The sequence below is a fragment of the Kitasatospora sp. NPDC048545 genome (genome assembly GCF_040651155.1).
Classification (GTDB): domain Bacteria; phylum Actinomycetota; class Actinomycetes; order Streptomycetales; family Streptomycetaceae; genus Kitasatospora.
The window spans coordinates 92,573-114,346 of sequence record NZ_JBEZIQ010000002.1; the positions used below are offsets into that span (position 1 = coordinate 92,573).

15 protein-coding genes and 1 riboswitch are annotated in these 21,774 nt (G+C 74.0%); of the genes, 6 read left to right on the plus strand and 9 right to left on the minus strand.

Annotated elements, in window-relative coordinates; translation table 11 throughout:
- Positions 1 to 30: 30 nt before the first annotated feature.
- Together AB0D10_RS02535 and AB0D10_RS02540 are read right to left on the minus strand one after the other, a co-directional pair.
- Positions 31 to 1,560: a UDP-N-acetylglucosamine 1-carboxyvinyltransferase gene (locus tag AB0D10_RS02535; RefSeq protein ID WP_360249946.1), complete on the minus strand. Its 1,530-nt coding sequence runs from the start codon at positions 1,558 to 1,560 to the stop codon at positions 31 to 33.
- 146 nt (positions 1,561 to 1,706) lie between these two features.
- Positions 1,707 to 2,870 (minus strand): cobalt-precorrin-5B (C(1))-methyltransferase, encoded by a 1,164-nt coding sequence (locus tag AB0D10_RS02540; protein WP_360249949.1) that lies wholly within the window; start codon positions 2,868 to 2,870, stop codon positions 1,707 to 1,709.
- Between the two features lie 452 nt (positions 2,871 to 3,322).
- Between AB0D10_RS02540 and AB0D10_RS02545 the strand changes: the two genes are divergently transcribed.
- Positions 3,323 to 5,062 carry a TIGR03767 family metallophosphoesterase gene (locus AB0D10_RS02545; RefSeq protein WP_360249952.1) on the plus strand — a complete coding sequence of 580 codons (1,740 nt, stop codon included), beginning with the start codon at positions 3,323 to 3,325 and terminating at the stop codon, positions 5,060 to 5,062.
- Positions 5,063 to 5,167: 105 nt separating this feature from the next.
- Here AB0D10_RS02545 and AB0D10_RS02550 read toward each other — a convergent pair whose 3' ends face one another.
- From AB0D10_RS02550 to AB0D10_RS02560, 3 genes are read right to left on the minus strand one after another with little or no spacing between them, the layout of a single operon-like run.
- A complete protein-coding gene (locus AB0D10_RS02550; protein ID WP_360249955.1) occupies positions 5,168 to 6,697 on the minus strand; it encodes a precorrin-2 C(20)-methyltransferase in 1,530 nt (509 codons plus the stop codon).
- A complete protein-coding gene (locus AB0D10_RS02555) occupies positions 6,694 to 7,320 on the minus strand; it encodes a precorrin-8X methylmutase (RefSeq protein ID WP_360249958.1) in 627 nt (208 codons plus the stop codon). Before AB0D10_RS02555 ends, AB0D10_RS02550 begins: the two co-directional genes overlap by 4 nt.
- A complete protein-coding gene (locus AB0D10_RS02560) occupies positions 7,317 to 8,591 on the minus strand; it encodes a hypothetical protein (RefSeq protein ID WP_360249961.1) in 1,275 nt (424 codons plus the stop codon). The genes AB0D10_RS02555 and AB0D10_RS02560 overlap by 4 nt, the downstream gene beginning before the upstream one ends.
- Positions 8,592 to 8,882: 291 nt before the next feature.
- A riboswitch (cobalamin riboswitch) is annotated at positions 8,883 to 8,968 on the plus strand.
- A 47-nt stretch (positions 8,969 to 9,015) separates the two neighbouring features.
- Between AB0D10_RS02560 and AB0D10_RS02565 the strand changes: the two genes are divergently transcribed.
- The 3 genes from AB0D10_RS02565 (at position 9,016) to lnt (ending at position 14,576) form a co-directional block, all read left to right on the plus strand.
- A complete protein-coding gene (locus AB0D10_RS02565; RefSeq protein ID WP_360249964.1) occupies positions 9,016 to 9,192 on the plus strand; it encodes a hypothetical protein in 177 nt (58 codons plus the stop codon).
- The gene (cobN, locus tag AB0D10_RS02570) at positions 9,189 to 12,818 is read left to right on the plus strand and encodes a cobaltochelatase subunit CobN (protein WP_360249967.1); all 3,630 of its coding nucleotides are present in this window, start codon (positions 9,189 to 9,191) and stop codon (positions 12,816 to 12,818) included. The genes AB0D10_RS02565 and cobN overlap by 4 nt, the downstream gene beginning before the upstream one ends.
- A 132-nt stretch (positions 12,819 to 12,950) precedes the next feature.
- On the plus strand, positions 12,951 to 14,576 hold the full coding sequence (gene lnt / locus AB0D10_RS02575; protein WP_360249970.1) for an apolipoprotein N-acyltransferase: 1,626 nt from the start codon (positions 12,951 to 12,953) through the stop codon (positions 14,574 to 14,576).
- On the opposite strand, the gene AB0D10_RS02580 is transcribed toward lnt, so the two are convergent.
- The 3 genes from AB0D10_RS02580 to gdhA all read right to left on the minus strand — a co-directional run bounded on the left by AB0D10_RS02580 (position 14,552) and on the right by gdhA (position 17,849).
- Complete coding sequence (locus tag AB0D10_RS02580; protein WP_360249973.1) at positions 14,552 to 15,316, minus strand: VOC family protein; 765 nt, start codon at positions 15,314 to 15,316, stop codon at positions 14,552 to 14,554. The two genes, lnt and AB0D10_RS02580, sit on opposite strands and share 25 nt — an antisense overlap.
- A gap of 101 nt (positions 15,317 to 15,417) precedes the next feature.
- Positions 15,418 to 16,293: an AraC family transcriptional regulator gene (locus AB0D10_RS02585; protein WP_360250650.1), complete on the minus strand. Its 876-nt coding sequence runs from the start codon at positions 16,291 to 16,293 to the stop codon at positions 15,418 to 15,420.
- 155 nt (positions 16,294 to 16,448) lie between these two features.
- On the minus strand, positions 16,449 to 17,849 hold the full coding sequence (gdhA, locus tag AB0D10_RS02590) for an NADP-specific glutamate dehydrogenase (protein ID WP_360249976.1): 1,401 nt from the start codon (positions 17,847 to 17,849) through the stop codon (positions 16,449 to 16,451).
- Positions 17,850 to 18,133: 284 nt separating this feature from the next.
- Here gdhA and ribA point away from each other — a divergent pair, with 284 nt between their 5' ends.
- Complete coding sequence (gene ribA, locus AB0D10_RS02595; protein ID WP_360249979.1) at positions 18,134 to 18,772, plus strand: GTP cyclohydrolase II; 639 nt, start codon at positions 18,134 to 18,136, stop codon at positions 18,770 to 18,772.
- Positions 18,773 to 19,091: 319 nt separating this feature from the next.
- On the opposite strand, the gene AB0D10_RS02600 is transcribed toward ribA, so the two are convergent.
- The gene (locus AB0D10_RS02600) at positions 19,092 to 20,156 is read right to left on the minus strand and encodes a GNAT family N-acetyltransferase (protein WP_360249982.1); all 1,065 of its coding nucleotides are present in this window, start codon (positions 20,154 to 20,156) and stop codon (positions 19,092 to 19,094) included.
- A 204-nt stretch (positions 20,157 to 20,360) separates the two neighbouring features.
- Here AB0D10_RS02600 and AB0D10_RS02605 point away from each other — a divergent pair, with 204 nt between their 5' ends.
- Positions 20,361 to 21,683 (plus strand): hypothetical protein, encoded by a 1,323-nt coding sequence (locus tag AB0D10_RS02605; RefSeq protein ID WP_360249985.1) that lies wholly within the window; start codon positions 20,361 to 20,363, stop codon positions 21,681 to 21,683.
- The last annotated feature ends 91 nt before the right edge of the window (positions 21,684 to 21,774 follow it).

A 21,774-nucleotide genomic window follows, 5' to 3' on the forward strand; every position in this document is an offset into this window, starting at 1 on the left:
GCAGGCGGCGGGCAGCTCACTGACGAACCGTCAGATGTCGCGGAAGGTCTCGATCCGGGCGCCGATGGAGTTGAGGCGCTCGGCGAGGTCCTCGTAGCCGCGGTTGATGACGTAGACGTTGCGCAGGACCGAGGTGCCCTGGGCGGCGAGCATGGCGAGGAGGATGACGACCGCCGGGCGCAGGGCCGGCGGGCACATCATCTCGGCGGCGCGCCAGCGGGTGGGGCCCTGGACCAGCACGCGGTGCGGGTCGAGGAGCTTGACGTCCGCGCCGAGACGGGTCAGCTCGGTGAGGTAGATCGCGCGGTTGTCGTACACCCAGTCGTGGATCATCGTGGTGCCGTGCGCGGCCGCGGCGATGGCGGCGAAGAACGGCACGTTGTCGATGTTGATGCCGGGGAAGGGCATCGGGTGGATGGTGTCGACCGGTGCGGTCAGCTTGGAGGGGCGCACGGTGAGGTCGACCAGGCGGGTGTGACCGTTGTGGGCCCGGTACTCGGGGGTGCGGTCGTAGTCGAGGCCCATGCCCTCCAGCACCGCGAGTTCGATCTCCAGGAACTCGATCGGCACCCGGCGGATCGTCAGCTCGGAGGAGGTGACGACCGCGGCGGCGAGCAGGCTCATCGCCTCCACCGGGTCCTCGGCCGGGGTGTAGTCGACGTCGCGGGTGATCTCCGGAACGCCGTGCACGGTGAGCGTGGTGGTGCCGATGCCCTCGATCCTGACGCCCAGCTCCTCCAGGAAGAAGCAGAGGTCCTGGACCATGTAGTTGGGCGAGGCGTTGCGGATGACGCTCACGCCGTCGTGCCGCGCGGCGGCCAGCAGGGCGTTCTCGGTGACGGTGTCCCCGCGCTCGGTCAGCACGATCGGGCGGTCCAGCGGGGCACCCGGCTCGACCGAGGCGTGGTAGGCGCCGCCGGTGGTGGCGACCTCCAGGCCGAAGCGGCGCAGCGCGGTCAGGTGCGGCTGGACGGTGCGGGTGCCGAGGTCGCAGCCGCCCGCGTACGGGATGGCGAAGCGCTGGGCGCGGTGCATCAGCGGGCCGAGGAACATCAGCACGCTGCGGGTCCGCCGGGCCGCCTCGACGTCCATCGCGTCGAGGTTCAGCTCGGCGGGCGGGGTGAGTTCGAGGTCGCGGCCCTCGTTGATCCAGCGGCTCTTGACGCCGATGCTGGTGAGCACCTCGAGGATGCGGTAGACCTCCTCGATCCGGGCGACGCTGCGGATCGTGGTGCGACCGGTGGTCAGCAGCGAGGCGCAGAGGATCGCGACGCACGCGTTCTTGCTGCTGCGGACGTCGATGGCGCCGGAGAGGCGGGTGCCGCCGGCGACGCGCAGGTGCATCGGGCCGGAGTAGCCGAGGGAGACGATCTCGCTGTCGAGGGCTTCGCCGATGCGGGCGATCATCTCAAGGCTGACGTTCTGCTTGCCCTGTTCGATGCGGTTGACCGCGCTCTGGCTGGTGCCGAGCGCTTCTCCGAGCTGCGCCTGGGACCAGCCGCGGTGCTGACGCGCGGTACGGATGAGGGTGCCGATGCGGGTGAGGTAGTCGCCTGTCACTCGGCAGACCATATCTCATGGCTGAGATGGCGATAGAAGCGAGAGGCGGCGCAGCGCTCCTTTTGTCCGTTTCTTTCCCTGTATGGCCGTCGGATCTTCACATCACCAGGTGATGTTGTCGCGCTCCCGTGACAGTCGTGACATTGTCACGGCCCGAGCGGCTCGGCCCGGCCGACGACGGTGCCCGCGCGGTCGATGCAGATGACGTCCACCGCGACCGGCGAGCCCAGCAGGACGCCGAGCGCCGTCGCCCGGGCCGCCTCGGCGACCAGGTCCCCGAGCGGCACCCCGGCCGCCCCGCAGAGCTGCACCGCCTCCAGACCGGTGTTGGCCGCCGCCACCGCCTCCGCCAGCGCCTCGTGCGCCCCGCCCCGCCGGGCCAGTTCGGCCAGGTACCCCTTGTCCACCTGGGAACGCGCCGAGTGCAGGTCGAGGTGACCGGCCGCGAGCTTGGACAGCTTGGCGAAGCCGCCCGCGATGGTCAGCCGGGGCACCGGGTGGCGCTTGAGGTACTTCAGCACGGCTCCGGCGAAGTCGCCCATGTCCAGCAGCGCGTCCTCGGGCAGGCCGTGCACCGCGACCGCGACCTTCTCCGACGTCGAACCGGTGCACCCGGCCACGTGCATGCGGCCCGCCGCCCGGGCCACGTCCACACCGCGGCGGATCGAGTCGATCCAGGCCGAGCAGGAATAGGGGACGACGATCCCGGTGGTGCCGAGGATCGACAGGCCGCCGAGGATGCCCAGCCGCGGGTTCCAGGTCGAGCGGGCGATCTCCGCACCGTGGTCGACGGAGATCTCGACCACCACGTCCCCGCTGCCGCCGTGCTCGGCGGCCACCTCGGCGACCGCGTCCCGGATCATCTGCCGGGGCACCGGGTTGATCGCGGGCTCCCCGACAGGCAGCGGCAGGCCCGCCTTGGTGACCGTCCCCACCCCCGGTCCGGCCCGGAACACCACCCCGGCCCCGGGCTCTCCGGCCCGGACGGTCGAACGGATCAGCGCGCCGTGGGTGACGTCGGGGTCGTCGCCGGCGTCCTTGACCACCCCGGCCATGGCGTACGGCCGCCCGTCCGCCGCAGGCCGCTCGGCGGCGAGCGCGAAGGCGGGCCGCTGCCCCTTGGGCAGGGTGATGACCACGGGGTCGGGGAACTCTCCGGTGAGCAGCGCGGTGTACGCGGCCTTGGTGGCCGCGGTGGCGCAGGCGCCCGTCGTCCAGCCGTGCCGCAGGCCGCTGCTCTTCAGCTGGCCGGCCCGGCCCCCCGCCCCGGACTGCGCCCGGGCTCCGCCTTCGGCTGCCGCTGCGGCCACCTGCGCCTCGCTTCCGACGGCGCCCGCGCCGTCCTGCTCTCTCCGGCGGCCGCACCGGCCGCCGCCGCCGATTTTCCCCCATTCGCCCGGCCGCGGCCCGACCGGGGTGGCCGACGACGACCCGGGGCGCCACCCGCCGGACCACCTGCGCGAGCCGCGCGGCAGCTCTCCGGGGAGCCGCGCGGCGGGCCGTGCGCGAGCCGCAACGGCAGGCCCCGCGCGAGCCGTGCGGCCGGTCACGCGCGAGCCGTGCGGCGGGCCGTGCGCGAGCCGTGCGGAAACTGCGCGCAGCCGGCCTCCCGCGTTCCCGAAGTGTTCGCTGCACGGGCCTCGCCGCCGAGCCCTACCAGTGAGTAATCTGGCGGTCCGCCAGAAGCGGGTTCATGACACGTGGGTCGGTGAACGGGTCGTCCGCCCGGCCGGCCATCAGTATGGGGGTTTTTGTGGCAGGGATGAGTCGGCGTACGTTCCTCACGGGTACGTCGGTGGCCGCCGCGTGGTCGGCCTTGTCGCTGGGCGGCGCGCAGTTCGCCTCGGCCGCGACGCGCGACCAGGCGCTGGCGACGACGGCCGCGAGAGCGGTCAAGGTCACCGGGACCACGCTGGAGCAGGTGGCCACGCCGGTCGGCACCGGCGGCTACAAGCGGCTGACGGCCGGTCCGGGCTGGCCGCTGGTGGTGCGCGGCGAACTGGCGGCGCCCGGCACCGGCCGGGACGACCGCCGCATCGGGCTGGCCAGCTTCGTCCAGTTCAGCGACCTGCACCTGGTCGACACCGAGTCCCCGGTGCGCTTCGAGTACCTGGCCCGGTTCAACGGCAGCGCGTACCGGCCGCAGGAGGCCCTGAACGCCCGCGGCGTGTCGGCCCTCGTCGAGCGGGTCAACTCGCTCGGCGGCGGCCCCTACACCGGCATGCCGTTCAGCATGGTGATGGCCACCGGTGACAACACCGACAACCACGAGCTCGCCGAACTCGACTGGTACCTCAAGGTCATGGGTGGCGGACGACTGGCCCAGAACACCGGCGACCCGAACCGCTACGAAGGGGTCCAGAACTCCGGCAACGCCGGCTACTGGAACCCCGAACTCTCGTACACCGACGGCTACAAGGCCAAGGGCTTCCCGCTGGTGCCCGGCTTCCTGTCCGCCGCCGGCCGCCCGTTCGACGCGCCGGGCCTGCGCACCCCCTGGTACACCACGGTCGGCAACCACGACGACAGCATCGAGGGCACCCTGCCGGACCTCGGGCTGCTCAACGACCTCTACACCGGCCAGTACAAGCTGGAGGGCTGCGACGACGCGACCGCCGCCCAGCTGATGGACTCCCTGCGCCGCGACCCGGCGGGCGCCGTGTTCCTGCTCGCCAAGCTGATAGCCAGTGGCGACGCAGTGCGCCGGATCACCCCGGACGAGCGCCGGAAGCCGTTCACGCTCAAGGAGTTCGCCAAGGCCCACCTGAACCCGGCGGTCACCGGCGCCGGCCCGTACGGCCACGGCTTCACCTCGGACATGGTGAGCAGCGGCAAGCTCTACTACACCTTCCGCATCTCGGAGAAGGTGGTCGGCATCAGCCTGGACACCACCAACCAGGCCGGGTTCGCCGACGGTTCGCTCGGCACCGCGCAGCTGCGCTGGCTGGAGCAGCAGCTGCAGGCGCACAGCGGGCACTGGTACGACGCCGACGGGCGCCGGGTGACGGGCGGCAGCACGGACGACGTGGTCCTGCTCTTCAGCCACCACACCAGCACCTCGATGGGCAACCTGCTGCCGGACCCGCGCAACATCTTCGAGAAGCGGCACGACGGCAACGAGCTGGTGACGCTGCTGCAGCGCTACCCGAACGTCGTCGCCTGGGTGAACGGCCACACCCACATGAACAAGATCACGCCGCACGGCCACTCGGTGCCGGAGCGGGCGTTCTGGGAGATCAACACCGCCTCGCACATCGACTACCCGCAGCACGGCCGGGTCATCGAGGTCGTGGACAACGGGGACGGCACGCTCTCCCTGTTCACCACGTTGATCGAGTCCTCCGCGCCGTACGGGACGGACTTCGGCAGCACCTCGGACGCCAACCTCGCGGCGCTCTACCGCGAGCTGTCGTACAACGACCCGAACGGGCGGCCGACGGCGCTGCTGGGCGCGGGCGAGGACCACAACACGGAGCTGCTGGTCGCCAAGCCGACCCGGTAACGGTCGGCGGGGACGCGAACAGAGGACGGCAAACACATGACAGCCGACGGATGATGAAATCCGTCGGCTGTCATGTGTCATCCGCCATTCGTCAGCCGCCGGCCGTCAGGCCTCCGGATACCGCCGGGGCGTCCAGACGACCTCCACGCCGCCGCCCCGCTCGACCGCCCGGGTCTGCGAGGAGCCGATCAGCAGGATCGTCCGCATGTCGACCAACGCCGGGTCCAGCTCGCCCAGCCGGACGATCCGCACCCGCTCGGTCGGCCCGCCGACGTCGCGCGCCATGACCACCGGGGTCTCGGGCGCCCGGTACTCCAGCAGCAGGTCCCGGGCGAGGCCCACCTGGGTGGTGCGGGACTTCGAGCCCGGGTTGTAGAGGGCGAGCACCAGGTCCGCCGCGGCGGCGGCGCGCAGCCGCTTGGCCACCGCGTCCCAGGGCTTCAGCCGGTCCGAGAGCGACACCGTCGCGTAGTCGTGTCCGAGCGGGGCGCCGGCCCGGGAGGCGGCCGCGTGGGCGGCGGTCATCCCCGGCAGGACCCGCACCGGGACGTCCCGGTAGACCTCCTCGCAGGCGACCTCCAGCACCGCGGTGGCCATCGCGAACACCCCCGGGTCGCCGGAGGAGACCACCGCGACCCGGTGGCCGCGCCGAGCGAGGTCGAGCGCGTACTCGGCGCGCTCCGACTCCACCTTGTTGTCCGAGCCGTGCCGCCGCTGCCCCGGGCGCTCCGGCACCCGGGCCAGGTAGGTGGTGTAGCCGACCAGGTCGGTGGCCTCGGCCAGCGCGCCGCGCGCCTCGGGGGTGAGCCAGAGCGGCCCGGCCGGCCCGGTGCCGACGACGGTCACGCTGCCCGTGCCCTCCGACAGCCGGACCTCGGGCTCCAGCGGCGCGACCTTGCTGGGCAGCACCGCGACCGAGAAGTACGGCACGGTCTCGCCGTCGACCTCCGCGAGCGGCGCGATGCGCTCGCCGGCCATGAAGGCCCGCTCGACGTACTGGGCGTCGGCCAGCCGCCCGGCCCGCTCCAGGGCGCGGCGGACGGTCGGGAAGGTGCGCCCGAGCTTCATGATCACGGCGGAGTCGGCGGACGCGATCCGCGCCGTCAGCTCCTCCTCGGGCAGCGTGCCGGGAATGACGGTGAGCGTCTCCTCGGCCTCGGTCAGCGGCTGTCCGAGCCGGGCCGCCGCGGCGCTGACCGACGTCACGCCGGGCACCACCTCGGTCGGGTAGCGGTGAGCGAGCCGCTTGTGCATGTGCTGGTACGAGCCGTAGAAGAGCGGGTCTCCCTCGGCGAGCACGACGACGTCGCGCCCGGCGTCCAGGTGGGCGGCCAGCCGGTCGGCGGCCTCCTCGTAGAACTCGTCCAACGCGCCCCGGTAGCCGCCGGGGTGGTCGGTGGTCTCCACGGTGAGCGGGTAGACCAGCTTCTCCTCGATCTGACCGGCCGTCAGGTACCGCTCCGCGATCGAGCGTGCGATGGACCGGCCGTGTCGGGCACTGTGGTACGCCACCACGTCGGCCTTGCCGATGAGTTCGGCGGCGCGGACGGTCACCAGCGACGGGTCGCCGGGGCCGAGCCCGACGCCGTACAGTCGCCCGGTCGAAGGCTCCTGACGTTCCTGATGTTCCGTCATTCTTCTTCGCTCGCAATCGCGTTGACGGCGGCGGCGGCCATCGCACTGCCGCCGCGCCGGCCCCGCACCACCAGGTGCTCCAGGCCGGACGGGTGCTCGGCCAGGGCCTGCTTGGACTCCGCGGCGCCGATGAAGCCGACCGGGACGCCGATCACCGCGGCCGGGCGCGGCGCGCCCGCCTCGATCATCTCCAGCAGCCGGAACAGCGAGGTCGGCGCGTTGCCGACGGCAACCACCGCGCCCTCCAGCCGGGGCAGCCAGAGCTCCATGGCGGCGGCGCTGCGGGTGTTGCCCATCGTGCGGGCGAGTTCGGGCACCGACGGGTCGGTGAGGGTGCAGATCACCTCGTTGTCGGCGGGCAGCCGCTTGCGGGTCACGCCGCTCGCAACCATGTTGACGTCGCAGAGGATCGGCGCACCGGCGTGCAGCGCGGCGCGCGCGGAGGCGACCACGCCGGGCGAGTACACCAGGTCCTCGACCAGGTCGACCATCCCGCAGGCGTGGATCATCCGCACCGCGACCTGGGAGACGTCCGCCGGGAGGGCGGCCAGATCGGCCTCCGCGCGGATGGTGGCAAAGGACTGGCGGTAGATGGACGCGCCGTCCTTCTCGTACTCGATCACTTCGTGGTCCTCCTGGCCTCGGCGACCGCCTCGGCCATCTGCTCGTTCGTCACCTCGGCGGCCATGGGGGCGGCCGCCGGTCCGTTCACCGTCACCCGGTAGCCGTGCCCCGTGGCGAGCACGTCCACCCACCGCCCGGCCGGGTGGCCGCAGCGCCGTTCACAGCCCGACCAGTGGACGGGCAGCGCACCGGGGCCCGGGTGCGCACCAGCGGAGCCGGCGTCCAGCGCCCCGGCCGCGTCCGAACGGACGTCGGCGAGCGACTTGGCGCACCCCGGCAACCCGGTGCAGGCCGTGGCCCGCTCCCAGGCGGAGCCCGGCTCGGTGCGGAACCCGGCAGCGGCCAGCCCGGGCAGCAGATCGGCGGCCGCTCCGGGCACGACCGCGCCGCGCCAGGGCGTCAGCCGCAGTTCACCGGCGGAGGCCGCCGCGGCGGCGACCAGCGCCCGCCACTGCGCGGCGCTCGCCCGGCCGAAGCGCAGCCCCACCGAGAGCCCGCCGGGATGCGCGCCGACGGCGGGCGCCGCACCGGCGAAGGCGGGCAGCGGCACCGGGCCGGCGGGCAGCAGGTCGGGCACCTCGCGCAGGTGCCAGGCCCGGCGCCCGCTGGTGCGCAGCGCGTCCAGGAAGGAGCGGGCCGCGTCGAGCACGGCCGTCACCTCCTGCCCGGCCTCGACCGGGTGCCCGTGGCCCGAACGCCCGAGGCGCAGCAGCGCGGGCGTTCCCGGCGCGGCCCCCGAGGCTGCGATCAATGTCACATCGGCGTCGAGCGCGGCGACATCGCCCCGCCCGTCGTCCAGCGCGAAGAGGAACTTGCCGGAGAGCCCGGCCGCCCAGTCGCTCGCGCACAGCCGCGCGTCCAGTTCCCGCACCCAGGCCCGGACGTCGGCGCCCGGGCCGGAATCCAGCCCGGCCAGCGGCGAGGCGACGATGTTGCGGACCCGCTCGTGGGTCTCCGAGGGCAGCAGCGCGACGGCGCGCAGCCGCTCGGCGAGGTCCGCCCCGCACTGCGCGGCCAGGCCCCGCAGTTGGACGTTGCCGCGCGAGGTGGTCTCCACCTGCCCGTCACCCAGGGCCTCGGCGGCCTCGGCCAGCGCGAGTGCCTGACGATCCGTCAGCAGACCTCCGGGCAGCCGGATCCGGGCCAGGGCGCCGTCGTCGGCCGGGTGCAGGCGAAGCGCCCCGGGGCAGGCGTCCGCGCGCCCCCGGTCGGGCACCTCCCGGTCGGGCACGGCGGCGCCCGGCGCGGTGGCGTCGGGTGTCGGTGGCATGGCGGCGAGCATACAGATGATCCGATCGGTTGCCTCCGTCCGCTGCATCACACTCCGGCGCACCCGACGCATGCGCCCGGCGCCGCCGTGCCCGACCGGCCCGGACGCCCGCACCGGACGGCCCCGAGCCGCCTGCCGACCGGCCCGGACCCGTACGTCCACCGCCCCCGGGCCGCGCGCCGCCCCCTCCGGGCCCGGCCGAAAGCTCACTCTCCCCCAGGTCAGCCGTACCCCGTACGATGCAGGGCGGACGGTCCGGCGGACCGTCCACACGCCAGCGACGGCGCAGGGGAGGAAACCGGTGCAAACCCGGTGCGGTCCCGCCACTGTGACCGCGGTTCACCGGGCAACCGGTCGGCCGCGGGAGCCAGGAACTCCTGCCGTCCTCCACCGGCCCGGGGCGCGGACCCCGAGGAAGGCAGAAATGCACCAGCGCTGTCGCATGCCCGCGCACGCGTCCACGGCCGCCAGCACGGCGGCCCCGGCCCGAGTCACGGCCGCCGCGGCCGACTCCACGGCCGACCCGGCCCGCGTCCGGGCCACCCCGACCGGCTCCACGGCCGGCCCGGCCACCGACGAGGCCGGGAGGGCCTTCGCATGATCCTGCTGCTGTCGACGTCCGACACCGACCTGCTCAGCGCCCGCGCATCCGAGGGCCCGGTGCCCTTCCGGCTCGGCAACCCGGCCCGGCTCACCCCCGACGACCTGCCCGCGCTGCTGGAGGGCACCGAGCTCGTCGTGGTCCGCCTGCTCGGCGGACGCCGCGCCTGGCAGGAGGGTCTGGACGCGCTGCTGTCCGGCCCCCGCCCGGTGGTGGTGCTGACCGGTGAGCAGGCCCCCGACGCCCAGCTGATGGAGCTGTCCACCGTCCCGGCCGGCATCGCCGCCGAGGCACACGCCTACCTCGCCCACGGCGGCGCCGCCAACCTGGCCGAGCTGGGCTCCTTCCTCTCCGACACCGTGCTGCTCACCGGCCACGGCTTCGCCCCGCCCGCGTCCGCGCCGGCCTGGGGCCCGCTGGAGCGCGAAGCCCGCACCGGCGACGGCCCCGGCGCCGACCGGCCGACGGTCGCGGTGCTCTACTACCGCGCCCACCACATGAGCGGGAACACCGCCTTCGTGGAGACGCTCTGCCAGGCGATCGAGGACCAGGGCGCGCGGGCGAAGGCCTACTACTGCGCCTCGCTGCGCGGCGCCGAGCCCGAGCTGCTGGCCGCGCTCGGCGAGGCCGACGCGATCGTCACCACCGTGCTCGCCGCCGGCGGCACCCGCCCCGCCGACGCCCAGGCCGGCGGCGACGAGGAGGCCTGGGACGCGGGCGCGCTCGCCGCCCTGGACCGCCCGATCCTCCAGGCGCTCTGCCTGACCTGGTCACGCGCCCAGTGGGAGAGCAGCGACGACGGCCTGTCCCCGCTGGACACCGCGACCCAGATCGCCGTGCCGGAGTTCGACGGCCGCCTGATCTCCGTCCCGTTCTCCTTCAAGGAGCTGGACGAGGACGGCCTGACCGTCTACGCCGCCGACCCGGAGCGCGCCGCCCGCGTCGCCGGCACCGCCGTCAGCCACGCCCAGCTGCGCTACGTCCCGGCCGCCGAGCGCCGCCTCGCGCTGGTGCTCTCCGCGTACCCGACCAAGCACGCCCGGGTCGGCAACGCCGTCGGCCTGGACACCCCGGCCAGCGCCGTCCGCCTGCTGCACCGGCTGCGCGAGGAGGGCATGGACCTCGGGAACGAGCTGCCCGGCCTGGACGACGGCGCCGAGGAGGGCCACGAGGGCGACGCGATCATCCACGCCCTGATCGCGGCCGGCGGCTACGACCAGGACTGGCTCACCGAGGACCAGCTGGCCCGCAACCCGGTGCGCATCCCCGCCGCCGACTACCGCCGCTGGTACGCCACCCTCCCGCAGGCGCTGCGCGAGCAGGTCGAGGAGCACTGGGGCCCGGCGCCCGGCGAGCTGTACGTCGACCGCTCGCAGAACCCGGACGGCGACATCGTGCTGGCCGCGATCCGCTCCGGGAACCTGCTCGTCCTGATCCAGCCGCCGCGCGGCTTCGGCGAGAACCCGGTCGCGATCTACCACGACCCCGACCTGCCGCCGAGCCACCACTACCTGGCCGCGTACCGCTGGATCGAGGCCGCGCAGGAGGACGGCGGCTTCGGCGCCCACGCCGTCATCCACCTCGGCAAGCACGGCAACCTGGAGTGGCTGCCCGGCAAGACCGCCGCGCTGTCCGCCGAGTGCGGCCCGGACGCCGTCCTCGGCAACCTCCCGCTGGTCTACCCCTTCCTGGTCAACGACCCGGGTGAGGGCACCCAGGCCAAGCGCCGCGCCCACGCCACCCTGGTCGACCACCTCGTCCCGCCGATGGCCCGCGCCGACTCCTACGGCGACATCGCGCGCCTGGAGCAGTTGCTGGACGAGCACTCCAACATCGCCGCGATGGACCCGGCCAAGCTGCCCGCCATCCGCGCCCAGATCTGGACCCTGATCCAGGCCGCCAAGCTCGACCACGACCTCGGCCTGGACGAGCGCCCCGAGGACGACGGCTTCGACGACTTCCTGCTGCACGTCGACGGCTGGCTCTGCGAGGTCAAGGACGCCCAGATCCGCGACGGCCTGCACGTCCTCGGCCAGGCGCCGGCCGGCACCGACCGGGTCAACATCGTGCTCGCCATCCTGCGCGCCCGGCAGATCTGGGGCGGCGTCAGCGCGCTGCCCGGCCTGCGCGAGGCGCTCGGCCTGGACGAGGCCGCGCTGACCCTCGGCGCCACCGACGCGGCCGAGGCCAGGGCCCGCGCCCTGGTCGAGGCGATGGAGGCCGAGGACTGGGCGCCGGAGGCGGTCGAGAAGGTCGCCGCCGGGCTGCCGGAGGCCGTCCACGACGTGCTGGCCTTCGCCGCCACCCAGGTGGTGCCGCGCCTGGCCGCCACCACCGACGAGCTGGACGCCGTGCTGCACGCGCTGCAGGGCGGCTTCGTCCCGGCCGGCCCGTCCGGCTCGCCGCTGCGCGGCCTGGTCAACGTCCTGCCGACCGGCCGCAACTTCTACTCCGTCGACCCGAAGGCCGTACCCAGCAAGCTCGCCTGGGAGACCGGCCAGGCGCTCGCCGCCTCGCTGGTCGAGCGGTACACCGCCGACAACGACGGCGCCTACCCGCCCTCGGTCGGGCTCTCGCTCTGGGGCACCAGCGCGATGCGCACCGCCGGCGACGACATCGCCGAGGCGTTCGCCCTGCTCGGCGTCCGCCCGGTCTGGGACGACGCCTCCCGCCGGGTCACCGGCCTGGAGCCGATCCCGCTGGAGGAGCTGGGCCGCCCGCGCATCGACGTGACGCTGCGCATCTCCGGTTTCTTCCGCGACGCCTTCCCGCACGTGGTCGCCCTGCTGGACGACGCGGTGCGCCTGGCCGCCGCCCAGGAGGAAGCCGACTCGGACAACTTCGTCCGGGCTCACGTCCAGGCCGACGTGGCGGTCCACGGCGACGAGCGCAAGGCCACCGTCCGCGTCTTCGGCTCCCGCCCGGGCACCTACGGCGCGGGCCTGCTCCAGCTGATCGACAGCCGCGACTGGCGCACCGACGCCGACCTCGCCGAGGTGTACACGGTCTGGGGCGGCTACGCGTACGGACGCGGGCTGGACGGCCGGCCGGCCCGCGAGGAGATGGAGACCGCCTACAAGCGGATCACCGTCGCCGCGAAGAACACCGACACCCGCGAGCACGACATCGCCGACTCGGACGACTACTTCCAGTACCACGGCGGCATGGTGGCCACCGTCCGCGCCCTCACCGGCAAGGCACCCACCGCCTACATCGGCGACTCCACCCGCCCGGAGACGGTCCGCACCCGGACCCTCACCGAGGAGGCCGCCCGCGTCTTCCGCGCGCGGGTGGTCAACCCGCGCTGGATCGAGGCGATGCGCCGCCACGGCTACAAGGGCGCCTTCGAGATGGCCGCGACCGTCGACTACCTGTTCGGCTACGACGCCACCACGGGCGTGGTCGCGGACTGGATGTACGAGAAGCTGACCCAGGAGTACGTGCTCGACCCGGTCAACCGGGAGTTCCTCGCGGGCGCCAACCCGTGGGCGCTGCACGGGATCAGCGAGCGCCTGCTGGAGGCGGCGAGCCGCGGGCTGTGGGAGCAGCCGGACCCGGAGCTGATCGCGCAGCTGCAGGCCGCGTTCCTGGAGACGGAGGGTGACCTGGAGGGCGGCGAGGGCTAGGTCCTGGCCTGGGCCCGGCCTCCGGGCGGCCGCCCGACAGGTGGGTCGCCACCTCGCCACCAGTGTTCCCGTCGTCCATCCGGGTGACGGGAACACTGGTGGCGTCCGCCGTCCGAGCGGACAATACAGGTCATGTCGCGGCGCATCGGTCCCACCAGCCCAGCACTGAGCACGACCCCCGCGGACGAAGCGGGGGAACCGGAGGAAACCGGGGAACGGGAGACGCACCCGCCGCACCGGTACCGGGCCCGGTTCGGGGCGCTGGCCGCCGGGGCGGTGCCGGTGCTCGCGTTCCCGGCCCCCGGGCAGGCCTGGCTGGCGTGGATCGCCCTCGTCCCAGGGCTGCTGCTGATGCAGCGGGCGCCGTCGGGTCGGGAGGCGGCGGTGCGCGGCTGGTGGTTCGGGTCGGGGTTCATCCTGACCGCGATGTACTGGCTGGTGCCCTCCATCGGCCCCGCGCTCCCGGTGCTCGCGGTGCTGTTCGGTGCGCTGCAGGCCGCCGTCGGGTACACCGTGCACCGGCTGCTGCACCCGCCGTTGACCACCCGTCGGGCGCTGCTCGCGTTGGTGGTCGTCCCCGCGGTCTGGGTGTCCGCCGAGTACGCGCGGTCCTGGCCGGCGCTCGGCGGACCGTGGGCGCTGCTCGGCGCCACCCAGTGGCAGCACCCGGCGGTCCTCGGGCTGGCCTCGGCCGGCGGGATCTGGCTGGTCAGCGCGGCGGTGGCGGCGGTGAACACCGGGGTGCTGATCGCGCTGACCGCCGTGCAGTGGCGGCCGCGGGCCGCCGCGGCGGCGACGACCGTGCTCGTCCTGGCCTCCGGTCCGGCACTGTTCGCGCTGCGCGAGGCGCCCGTCGGAGCCGGCGCCGTCACGGTCGCGCTCGTCCAGCCCGGGATCGTGGAGGACCCGCAGGCCCGGTTCGACGCGAGCGCCCGGGCCACCGCCGCCCTGGTCGGGCAGCCGGTGGACCTGGTGGTGTGGGGCGAGAGCAGCACCACGGCCGACCTGGACCACGACCCGGCCGCCCTGGACGCGCTGCGCGGACTCGCCGCGACCACCGGCGCCCGGATCATCGCCGGGGAGGACGCGCGCAAGGCGGACGGGCGGATCTCCAAGGACGCGGTGCTGGTCTCCCCGGCGGGCGTGGTGGACCGCTACCGCAAGATCCGGCTGGTGCCGTTCGGCGAGTACATCCCGCTGCGGCCGGTGCTCGGCTGGATCGCCGGGGTCAGCCGGGCGGCGGGCGAGAACCGGGCCCCCGGAAGCGCGTTCCACCTGCTGCCGGCCACCGACCGGACGGGCGCGCCGCTGCCGCTCGGGACGCTGATCTGCTTCGAGTCCGCCTTCCCCGACATGGCCCGCACCGCCGCGCGGGACGGCGCCCGGGTGCTGGTCTACCAGTCCTCGACCTCGACCTTCCAGCGCACCTGGGCGCCCGAGCAGCACGTCTCGCTGGCGGCGATCCGGGCGGCCGAGACGGGACGGCCTGCCGTCCAGGCCGCACTGACCGGTGTCTCGGCGGCCTTCGACGCGCAGGGCCGGGAGCTCGCCCGGCTCGGCACCGACGGCACCGGCTCGCTGACCGTCCGGCTGCCCCTCACCGCGCCCGGGACGCTGACCTGGTACGACCGCGTCGGCGACGTGGTACCGGCGGGGGCGCTGCTGATCACGGCGGGGGCCGCCGTGGCAACAGTGGTGACGAACCGACGCTCGCGCGCGTCGCGTCGCCCGGCTCAGCCCGCCGACGGGGCGTGGTAGACGCCGAAGGCCGCCCCCTGCGGGTCGCGCAGCACGGCGATCCGCCGGGCGCCCGGCGCACCGGACGCGGGCACCAGCACGTCCGCGCCCAGTGCGACCGCCCGGCCGACGGTGAGGTCGGCGTCGACGCACGAGAAGTACGGCTGCCAGTGCGGCGGCACCTCCGGCGGGAAGCCCTCGCCCATCACCAGCATGCCGCCGAAGTCCTGACCGGCCAGGCCCCACTGGGTGTAGTGCTCGGAGGCCGCGACGGACCAGCCGAAGACGGCCGGGTAGAAGTCGGTCGCGCCCGCCGGGTCACGGGTGAGCAGTTCCACCCAGCCGAGCGAGCCGGGCTCGTTGAAGACGCCGGCGCCCGCGAAGGCGCGGGCCTGCCAGAGGAGGAAGACCGCGCCGGAGCGGTCGGCGGCGACCGCGAAGCGGCCTTGGTCGCGCACGTCGGCGGGCTCCTTCAGGAGGCTGCCGTCGGCGTCCCTGATCCTCGCCGCGGTGGCGTCGGCGTCGGCGACCGCGAAACAGACCGACCAGGCCGTCGGCTGCCGCGGCCCGTAGCGCGGGGTGATCGCGGCGACCGGGACGTCCCCCAGGAGCATCCGGGCGTGGTCCCCGGTTCCGGGGTGCCCGCCGTCGTCCTCCCGCCAGCCGAACAGTTCCCGGTAGAAGGCCCCGGCGGCGGCCGGGTCGGAGGTGCCCAGTTCGACCCAGCAGGGGGCGCCGGTGGTCACGGAGGTCTGCTTCATTGGCGTCGGTTCTCCAGCTCGTTGTCGCTCCCGGCCCTCCCCGCCCAGGATGCGGGGCGGGGAGAGCCGGGGGCGGGAGCTGGTGGGCCGAACGGGGGCGGTCAGCGCCGCAGGGCCCGCGCCACCGGGATCCAGAGCTCGGCCTCGGCGTCACCCGTCCCCGGGACGAAGCGGGTCCGCAGGACCTCCGGGCCCGGCCGGGCCTCGTACGGGTTGGACGGGAACCACTGGGCGGCCACGTCCCCCCACATCTCCTGCAGGGCCTGCGGGAACGGCCCGCTGTTGGTGAACACCGCCCACGTCCCGGCCGGGACGTCCAGGACGTCCAGGTCCGCCGGGACGACGGCGTCCTCGCGCGCCACCACCGCGTGCCAGTAGTCGAGTTCGGACCCCTCCTCGCGGTTGGGCGAGAAGCCGTCGGTCACCGACACGATGCCGGCCGGGTCCTCGCCGGCCAGGCCGGCGATCCGCTCGACGGTCTCCTCGCCGAGTCCTCTGATGAACTCGGCGATCCCCGGGTTGATCCCCTGGTAGATCAGGGTGACCCGGGCCTTCCTGCCGACGATCCGGAAGTCCGGCCTGTCGACGATGCGGTACTCCATGCTGCTGCTCCCCTCCACGACGAGTCGGAAGGACATCCGGGGCTGGGAGGTGAGCGTCGCACCGTCGCGCCGGGCCTCTCCCGGCCCGACCCCGTGCATCGCCCGGAACGCCCGGGCGAACGCCTCGCCCGAGGTGTACCCGTAGCGGACCGCGACGTCGAGCAACGTCCGCCCGCCGTCGAGGACCTCGGCCCCCGCGACGGTCAGCCGCCGGCGCCGCACGTACTCCGACAGCGGCATCCCGGCGAGCATCGAGAACAGCCGCCGGAAGTGGTACTCCGACGTCATCGCGATCCTCGCCAGCTCGGCCGCGTCGACCTCGCCGTCCAGTTGCCGTTCGATGTGGTCCATCGCGCGGTTCAGGTGTTCCAGCACGTCCACCCCGTCCTTCCTTGCTGATCACCACCATAGGAAGGACCCACCCTGCCGTACCCGACGATCGGTGCCCGCTGCGGTCGGGTGCCGATCGCCGGGTCCCCGGCGCCGGGGATCGGACCGGGTCGCCGGGGATCAGGCCGGGCCGCCGGGGATCAGACCAGGCCCTGGGCCAGCATCGCGTCCGCGACCAGCTCGAAGCCCGCGATGTTGGCGCCCACCACGTAGTCGCCGGGGCGGCCGTAGCGCTCGGCGGTGGTGAAGCAGGAGTCGTGGATGTGCTTCATGATCCCGGCCAGCCGCTCCTCGGTGTGCTGGAAGGTCCAGGAGTCGCGGGAGGCGTTCTGCTGCATCTCCAGCGCGCTGGTCGCGACACCGCCCGCGTTCGCCGCCTTGCCCGGCCCGAAGGCCACCCGGGCCTCCTGGAACACCCGCACCGCCTCCGGGGTGGTGGGCATGTTGGCGCCCTCGGCAACCGCCAGCACCCCGTTCCGGACCAGGGCGAGCGCGTCGACCCCGGTCAGCTCGTTCTGGGTGGCGCAGGGCAGCGCGACCTCGCAGGGCACGCTCCACACCCCCGGGCCCTCGACGAACTTGACGTGGCTGCCGCGCAGTTCGGCGTACTCGGAGATCCGGCCGCGCCGGACCTCCTTGACCTCCTTGAGCAGGGCGAGGTCGATGCCCTTCTCGTCCACCACGTAGCCGGAGGAGTCGGAGGCGGTGAGCACCGTCGCGCCGAGCTGCTGCGCCTTCTCGATCGCGTACAGCGCGACGTTGCCGGAGCCGGAGACGACCACCCGGCGGCCGTCCAGGCCGTCGCCGCGGCTGTGCAGCATCTCGGCAGTGAACAGCACGCAGCCGTAGCCGGTGGCCTCCGTCCTGACCTGAGCGCCGCCCCAGCCGAGGCCCTTGCCGGTGAGGACGCCGGACTCGTAGCGGTTGGTGATCCGCTTGTACTGCCCGAAGAGGTAGCCGATCTCGCGGCCGCCGACGCCGATGTCCCCGGCCGGCACGTCGGTGTGCTCGCCGAGGTGGCGGTGGAGCTCGGTCATGAACGACTGACAGAACCTCATGACCTCGGCGTCCGAACGGCCCTTGGGGTCGAAGTCGGAGCCGCCCTTGCCGCCGCCGATCGACAGCCCGGTGAGCGCGTTCTTGAAGATCTGCTCGAAGCCGAGGAACTTGACGATGCCGAGGTCGACCGAGGGGTGGAAGCGCAGCCCGCCCTTGTAGGGGCCGAGGGCGCTGCTGAACTCCACCCGGAAGCCGCGGTTGACGTGGACGTCGCCGGCGTCGTCCGTCCACGGCACCCGGAACATCAACTGCCGCTCGGGCTCGCAGATCCGCTCGATGATCCGGGCGTCGAGGAGTTCGGGGCGCTGGGCGAGCACCGGGGCCAGGGTCTCCAGCACCTCGTGGACGGCCTGGTGGAACTCCGACTCGCCCTTGTTGCGGCGGACCACGTCCGCGAAGAGGGCCTCGACGGCGCGCTGTTCGGCGTCGAAGCGGGGCCCGGTCGAGCTCTCGGGAGTGGCATCGGGGCGGCTCATGGGCATCTGATCAGGACCTTCCGTGGTCGTCGGTGGTCGTGCGCGGGGCGTTCCCGTGCCCAGGAAACGGGACGAAGTCCCGCAGTGTCGACACCCCGGACCGTTCCCCCTCCACATGCTGGTACATCGGGCGGGAACAGGCGGGACGGGCGGGGTGTTGTGCGCCACCGGGGTCGCGTCGGACATCGGGCGACCCAGTTGTTCAAATTGGAACAACCGAGTACGGTCGACACCCGGTCCACCCGGACCCGATCCGCCCCGGTCCACCCACGATCGACGAAGGCCCGCCCATGCCCCGACCCGGCCCCGCCACGGTGCGCTCCCGCGTGCGCATCCCGCTGACCTTCCCCGACGGCTACCGCGCCGAGGCGGAGGTCTTCACCTTCCACGGACTCACCGACGGCGCCGAGCACCTGGCACTCGCCCTCGGCACGGTCCCCGAGGGCGGAACGCCGCTCGTGCGGCTGCACTCCGAATGCCTCACCGGCGACGTCTTCGGCTCGGACCGCTGCGACTGCGGACCCCAGCTGCGCGAGTCGGTGGAGCGGATCAGCGAGGCCGGCGGGTACCTGCTCTACCTGCGGCAGGAGGGCCGGGGCATCGGGCTCTACAACAAGCTCGACGCGTACGCCCTGCAGGACTCCGGGCTGGACACGTACGACGCCAACACCGCGCTCGGCCTGCCCGAGGACGGCCGGGACTACACCGCCGCCGCCCAGATGCTCGCCGCCCTCGGCACCACCGGCATCGACCTGCTGAGCAACAACCCCGACAAGGCGGCGCAGTTGGCCGACCTCGGGATCACCGTGCGGCACCGGGTGCCGACGGGCGTGCACCTGTCGGCGAGCAACGTCCGCTACCTGACGGCGAAGGTTCGCGGAACGACCCTTTCACTCGCTCATGATCTTTTGCGGGGGCGCGTCAGCTGACCGAAGGTGTGATCGTGGACGGCCCCGATGTGATGGATCTCCACATCAAGGCCGACGCCGAGCACGGCGAGACCGGTCACGTCGTGAAGATGCTGCCCGCAGCCTCGCCACCCATCACCGGGGCAACCGCATCCGACCCACCGAGAGCACCAGGCCCCGGCCGCCCATCGAACTGGCAGCCGGGGCCTACCGTCGTTCCCGGACCACGTCGATCGAGCTCTCCCGGCTGGTCGGCTGAGCGGAACCGGCCGCCGGGCGACCGGGCCCGGTCCGGCAGGTCCTCAGGCGAGTCAGCGGGTCGGTCCAGCGAGTCGGCGGGTCAGGCGTCCCGGAACCCGATGACCCGTTTGACCGCGCCGCGCAGCCGGCGGTCCGCCGCCGTCAGCGGCAACCGCTCGCGGTAGTACGCCGGGGACGCCACCGGCCGCGCCCCGAAGCTCTGCTTGAACCCCGCCAGCGAGGAGTCGGGCCTGGCGTCGCCCATGTCGTAGAGGCGGCTCCCGGCCGCGCACGCGTCCTCGACGGCGAGCCGGTGCAGCAGGTGGTTGGCATGGACCGGGTGCGCCAGGCGCCGGTCCATGGCCCCGCGCCAGTACTTGGTGTGGGTGCCGTGCCGCAGCACGACGATCGCGGCGGCCGGCTCCCCGCCGCACCTGGCCAGCCAGATCGCGCAGGACGTACCGAAGCGCTCCGCGACCGCCTCCAGCAGGCGCGGCGGCTCCTCCCGCCGACGGCGCCGGCGGGCCAGGGCCAGCGGCTCGTGCTGCTGCTCGGCCCAGCGGACCACCGACACGTCGTAGAGGCGCTGGAACTGCGGCACCAGCCGCCCGCTCCGGTCCACCTCCACCTCGACCTCCTCGCGTTCGGCCCGCCGCACGCCCCGGCGCACCTGCTGGCGGAAGCGGTGGGCCCAGACCTCCTCGAACCCGCCCTCCAGGTCGAGCAGGTAGGTCGTGCGGTCGACCGGCGCGAAGGCGCCCGGCACGGCCTCGCCCCAGACCGGGGCCGCCCGGGGACCGAACCGCACCGCCACCCGCAGGGCGGGCCGGGCCGCGAGGTCCTCCAGGACGATCCGGGCCTGCCGCGCGTCCGGTGCGCCGTCCGGCACGACGGGGCCCCCGACGCCCCAACCGGGCCAGGACTCCTCCGTCAGCAGCCGGGTCGCCCGGCGGCGGTGCCGGACCAGCGGGACGAGGACCAGCCGGCCGTCGTCGAACCGGTAAAGCCTGCTCGCGTCCTCCAACGGCCAAGCCGCACAGAGGCAGTCGAGCCAGGTCGGCGTCTGCGTGACCAGCGCACCGCCGTCGCGCCCGATCAGCTCCCACCACAGCTCGCGCGGCGCCGGACTGGTCACCTCGACACCGGCGGGAAGCGTCCTGGGCATGGCGCGCCGTGCTCCTCTCCGGTCGGTCCGCCGGGGTCCCCGCCTCCCAGGCTAGGTTCGCCCCCCGGCGCCCGCCCGCCCGACGGGGGCGGGCGCCGCCGTGGCCGGGCGGCGGGTCGTGGTCGGGTCATAGGATTGGCACGCCGGCCCGTACCGGCTGCGGGCCGCGTCCGGACCGGGGTGGGCCGGGGACGGGAGCTGCTGGTGGTGAACAACGGAGCCGGCACGTCCGCAGCCGTCCTCCGGTCGGTGCGGACGCGGGGCCGGGCACTCCTCGACTCCGCCAAGAGCTACGACCCGTTGCTGCGCAACGCGCACGTGCTGACCCTCAGTTCGCTCCTGACCTCGCTCTTCGGCGCCCTCTACTGGGCGCTGGCCGCCCACTGGTACGACCCGGCCACCGTCGGCCGGAACTTCGCCGCCGTCTCCGCGATGATGTTCCTCGGCGGGATCGGCCAACTGAACCTCGCCAACGCCATGGTGCGCTTCGTACCCTCCGCCGGGAAGCGCACCGGGCGGCTGGTGGGGCTGGCCTACCTCGCGGCCTCGACGCTCACCCTGGTGTTCGCCGCCGGGCTGGTGCTGCTGATCCCCGTGCTCTCGCCGGGGCTGGACTTCCTGCACAGCTGGGTCCTGGGCCCGGCCTTCGTCCTGGCCACCGCCGGCTACGCCGTCTTCAACCTGCAGGACGGCGTCCTCACCGGCCTCCGGCGGGCGGACTGGGTGGCCCTGGAGAACGGGCTCTTCTCGGTCGAGAAGATCGGGCTGCTGGTCCTGTTCGCCGCCGCCGGCGCGCAGAACGGGATCCTCGTCTCCTGGATGATCGGGATCGCGCTCGCCGTCGCCGTGACGAACACCTTCATCTTCGGCCGCGCCGTGCCCCGGCACGAACGGACCCCGCCGAAGGCCCGCGCGGACACCTCGGCACCGACCTTCGGCTACCTCGCCGCGGACTACGCGGGCGCGATGTGCTGGCTGGCGGCGGTCAACCTGCCCCCCGTGATGGTGCTCAACCGCCTCGGCGCCGCCGACAGCGCGTACTTCTCGCTGGCCTGGATGGTGCCGTTCGCGCTGTACTGCTTCAGCTCCAACATGGGCTACTCGCTGGTCGTGGAGTCCGCCCGGGACATCAGCAGGCTGGACGACTACCGGCGGGTGCTGCGGCACTCCGGCCGCGTGCTCGTCGCGGCGGTCGTGCTGCTGATCGCCGTCGCGCCGCTGGCGCTGCGCCTGTTCGGCCGCGACTACGCCGACCACGGGACGGTCGTCCTGTGGCTGCTCGCCCTGTCCGCGCTGCCGAACCTGCTGAACACCACGGTCGTCGCACTGTCCCGGGCCCGGCGCCGGATGGGCGTCGTGGTGGGCGTGCTCGCCGGGCTCTCGACCGTCGTGCTGACGCTGACCGCGCTGCTGCTGCCGGTGCTCGGCATCACCGGCGCAGGCGCGGCATGGCTCATCGGCCAGACCCTCGTGGCGGCCGTGCTGCTGTGGCGCCGGTCCTGGTGGCTGCCCGGCCCGCCGCGGTGACCGGGGTGCCCGGCCCGCCGCGGTGACCGGGGTGTCCGCCCGCGGCGATGACCGGGGTGCCGGGACCGGGGTGCCGGGACCGGGGAGCGGT

Bases quoted from the DNA above. Each gene is read 5' to 3' on its own strand.
- AB0D10_RS02545 (WP_360249952.1), top strand. From the start codon at position 3,323: ATGAGTCGGCGTACGTTCCTCACGGGTACGTCGGTGGCCGCCGCGTGG.
- AB0D10_RS02550 (WP_360249955.1), bottom strand. From the start codon at position 6,697: ATGACGGAACATCAGGAACGTCAGGAGCCTTCGACCGGGCGACTGTAC.
- AB0D10_RS02560 (WP_360249961.1), bottom strand. From the start codon at position 8,591: ATGCCACCGACACCCGACGCCACCGCGCCGGGCGCCGCCGTGCCCGAC.
- AB0D10_RS02565 (WP_360249964.1), top strand. From the start codon at position 9,016: ATGCACCAGCGCTGTCGCATGCCCGCGCACGCGTCCACGGCCGCCAGC.
- cobN (WP_360249967.1), top strand. From the start codon at position 9,189: ATGATCCTGCTGCTGTCGACGTCCGACACCGACCTGCTCAGCGCCCGC.
- lnt (WP_360249970.1), top strand. From the start codon at position 12,951: ATGTCGCGGCGCATCGGTCCCACCAGCCCAGCACTGAGCACGACCCCC.
- AB0D10_RS02580 (WP_360249973.1), bottom strand. From the start codon at position 15,316: ATGAAGCAGACCTCCGTGACCACCGGCGCCCCCTGCTGGGTCGAACTG.
- gdhA (WP_360249976.1), bottom strand. From the start codon at position 17,849: ATGCCCATGAGCCGCCCCGATGCCACTCCCGAGAGCTCGACCGGGCCC.
- ribA (WP_360249979.1), top strand. From the start codon at position 18,134: ATGCCCCGACCCGGCCCCGCCACGGTGCGCTCCCGCGTGCGCATCCCG.
- AB0D10_RS02600 (WP_360249982.1), bottom strand. From the start codon at position 20,156: ATGCCCAGGACGCTTCCCGCCGGTGTCGAGGTGACCAGTCCGGCGCCG.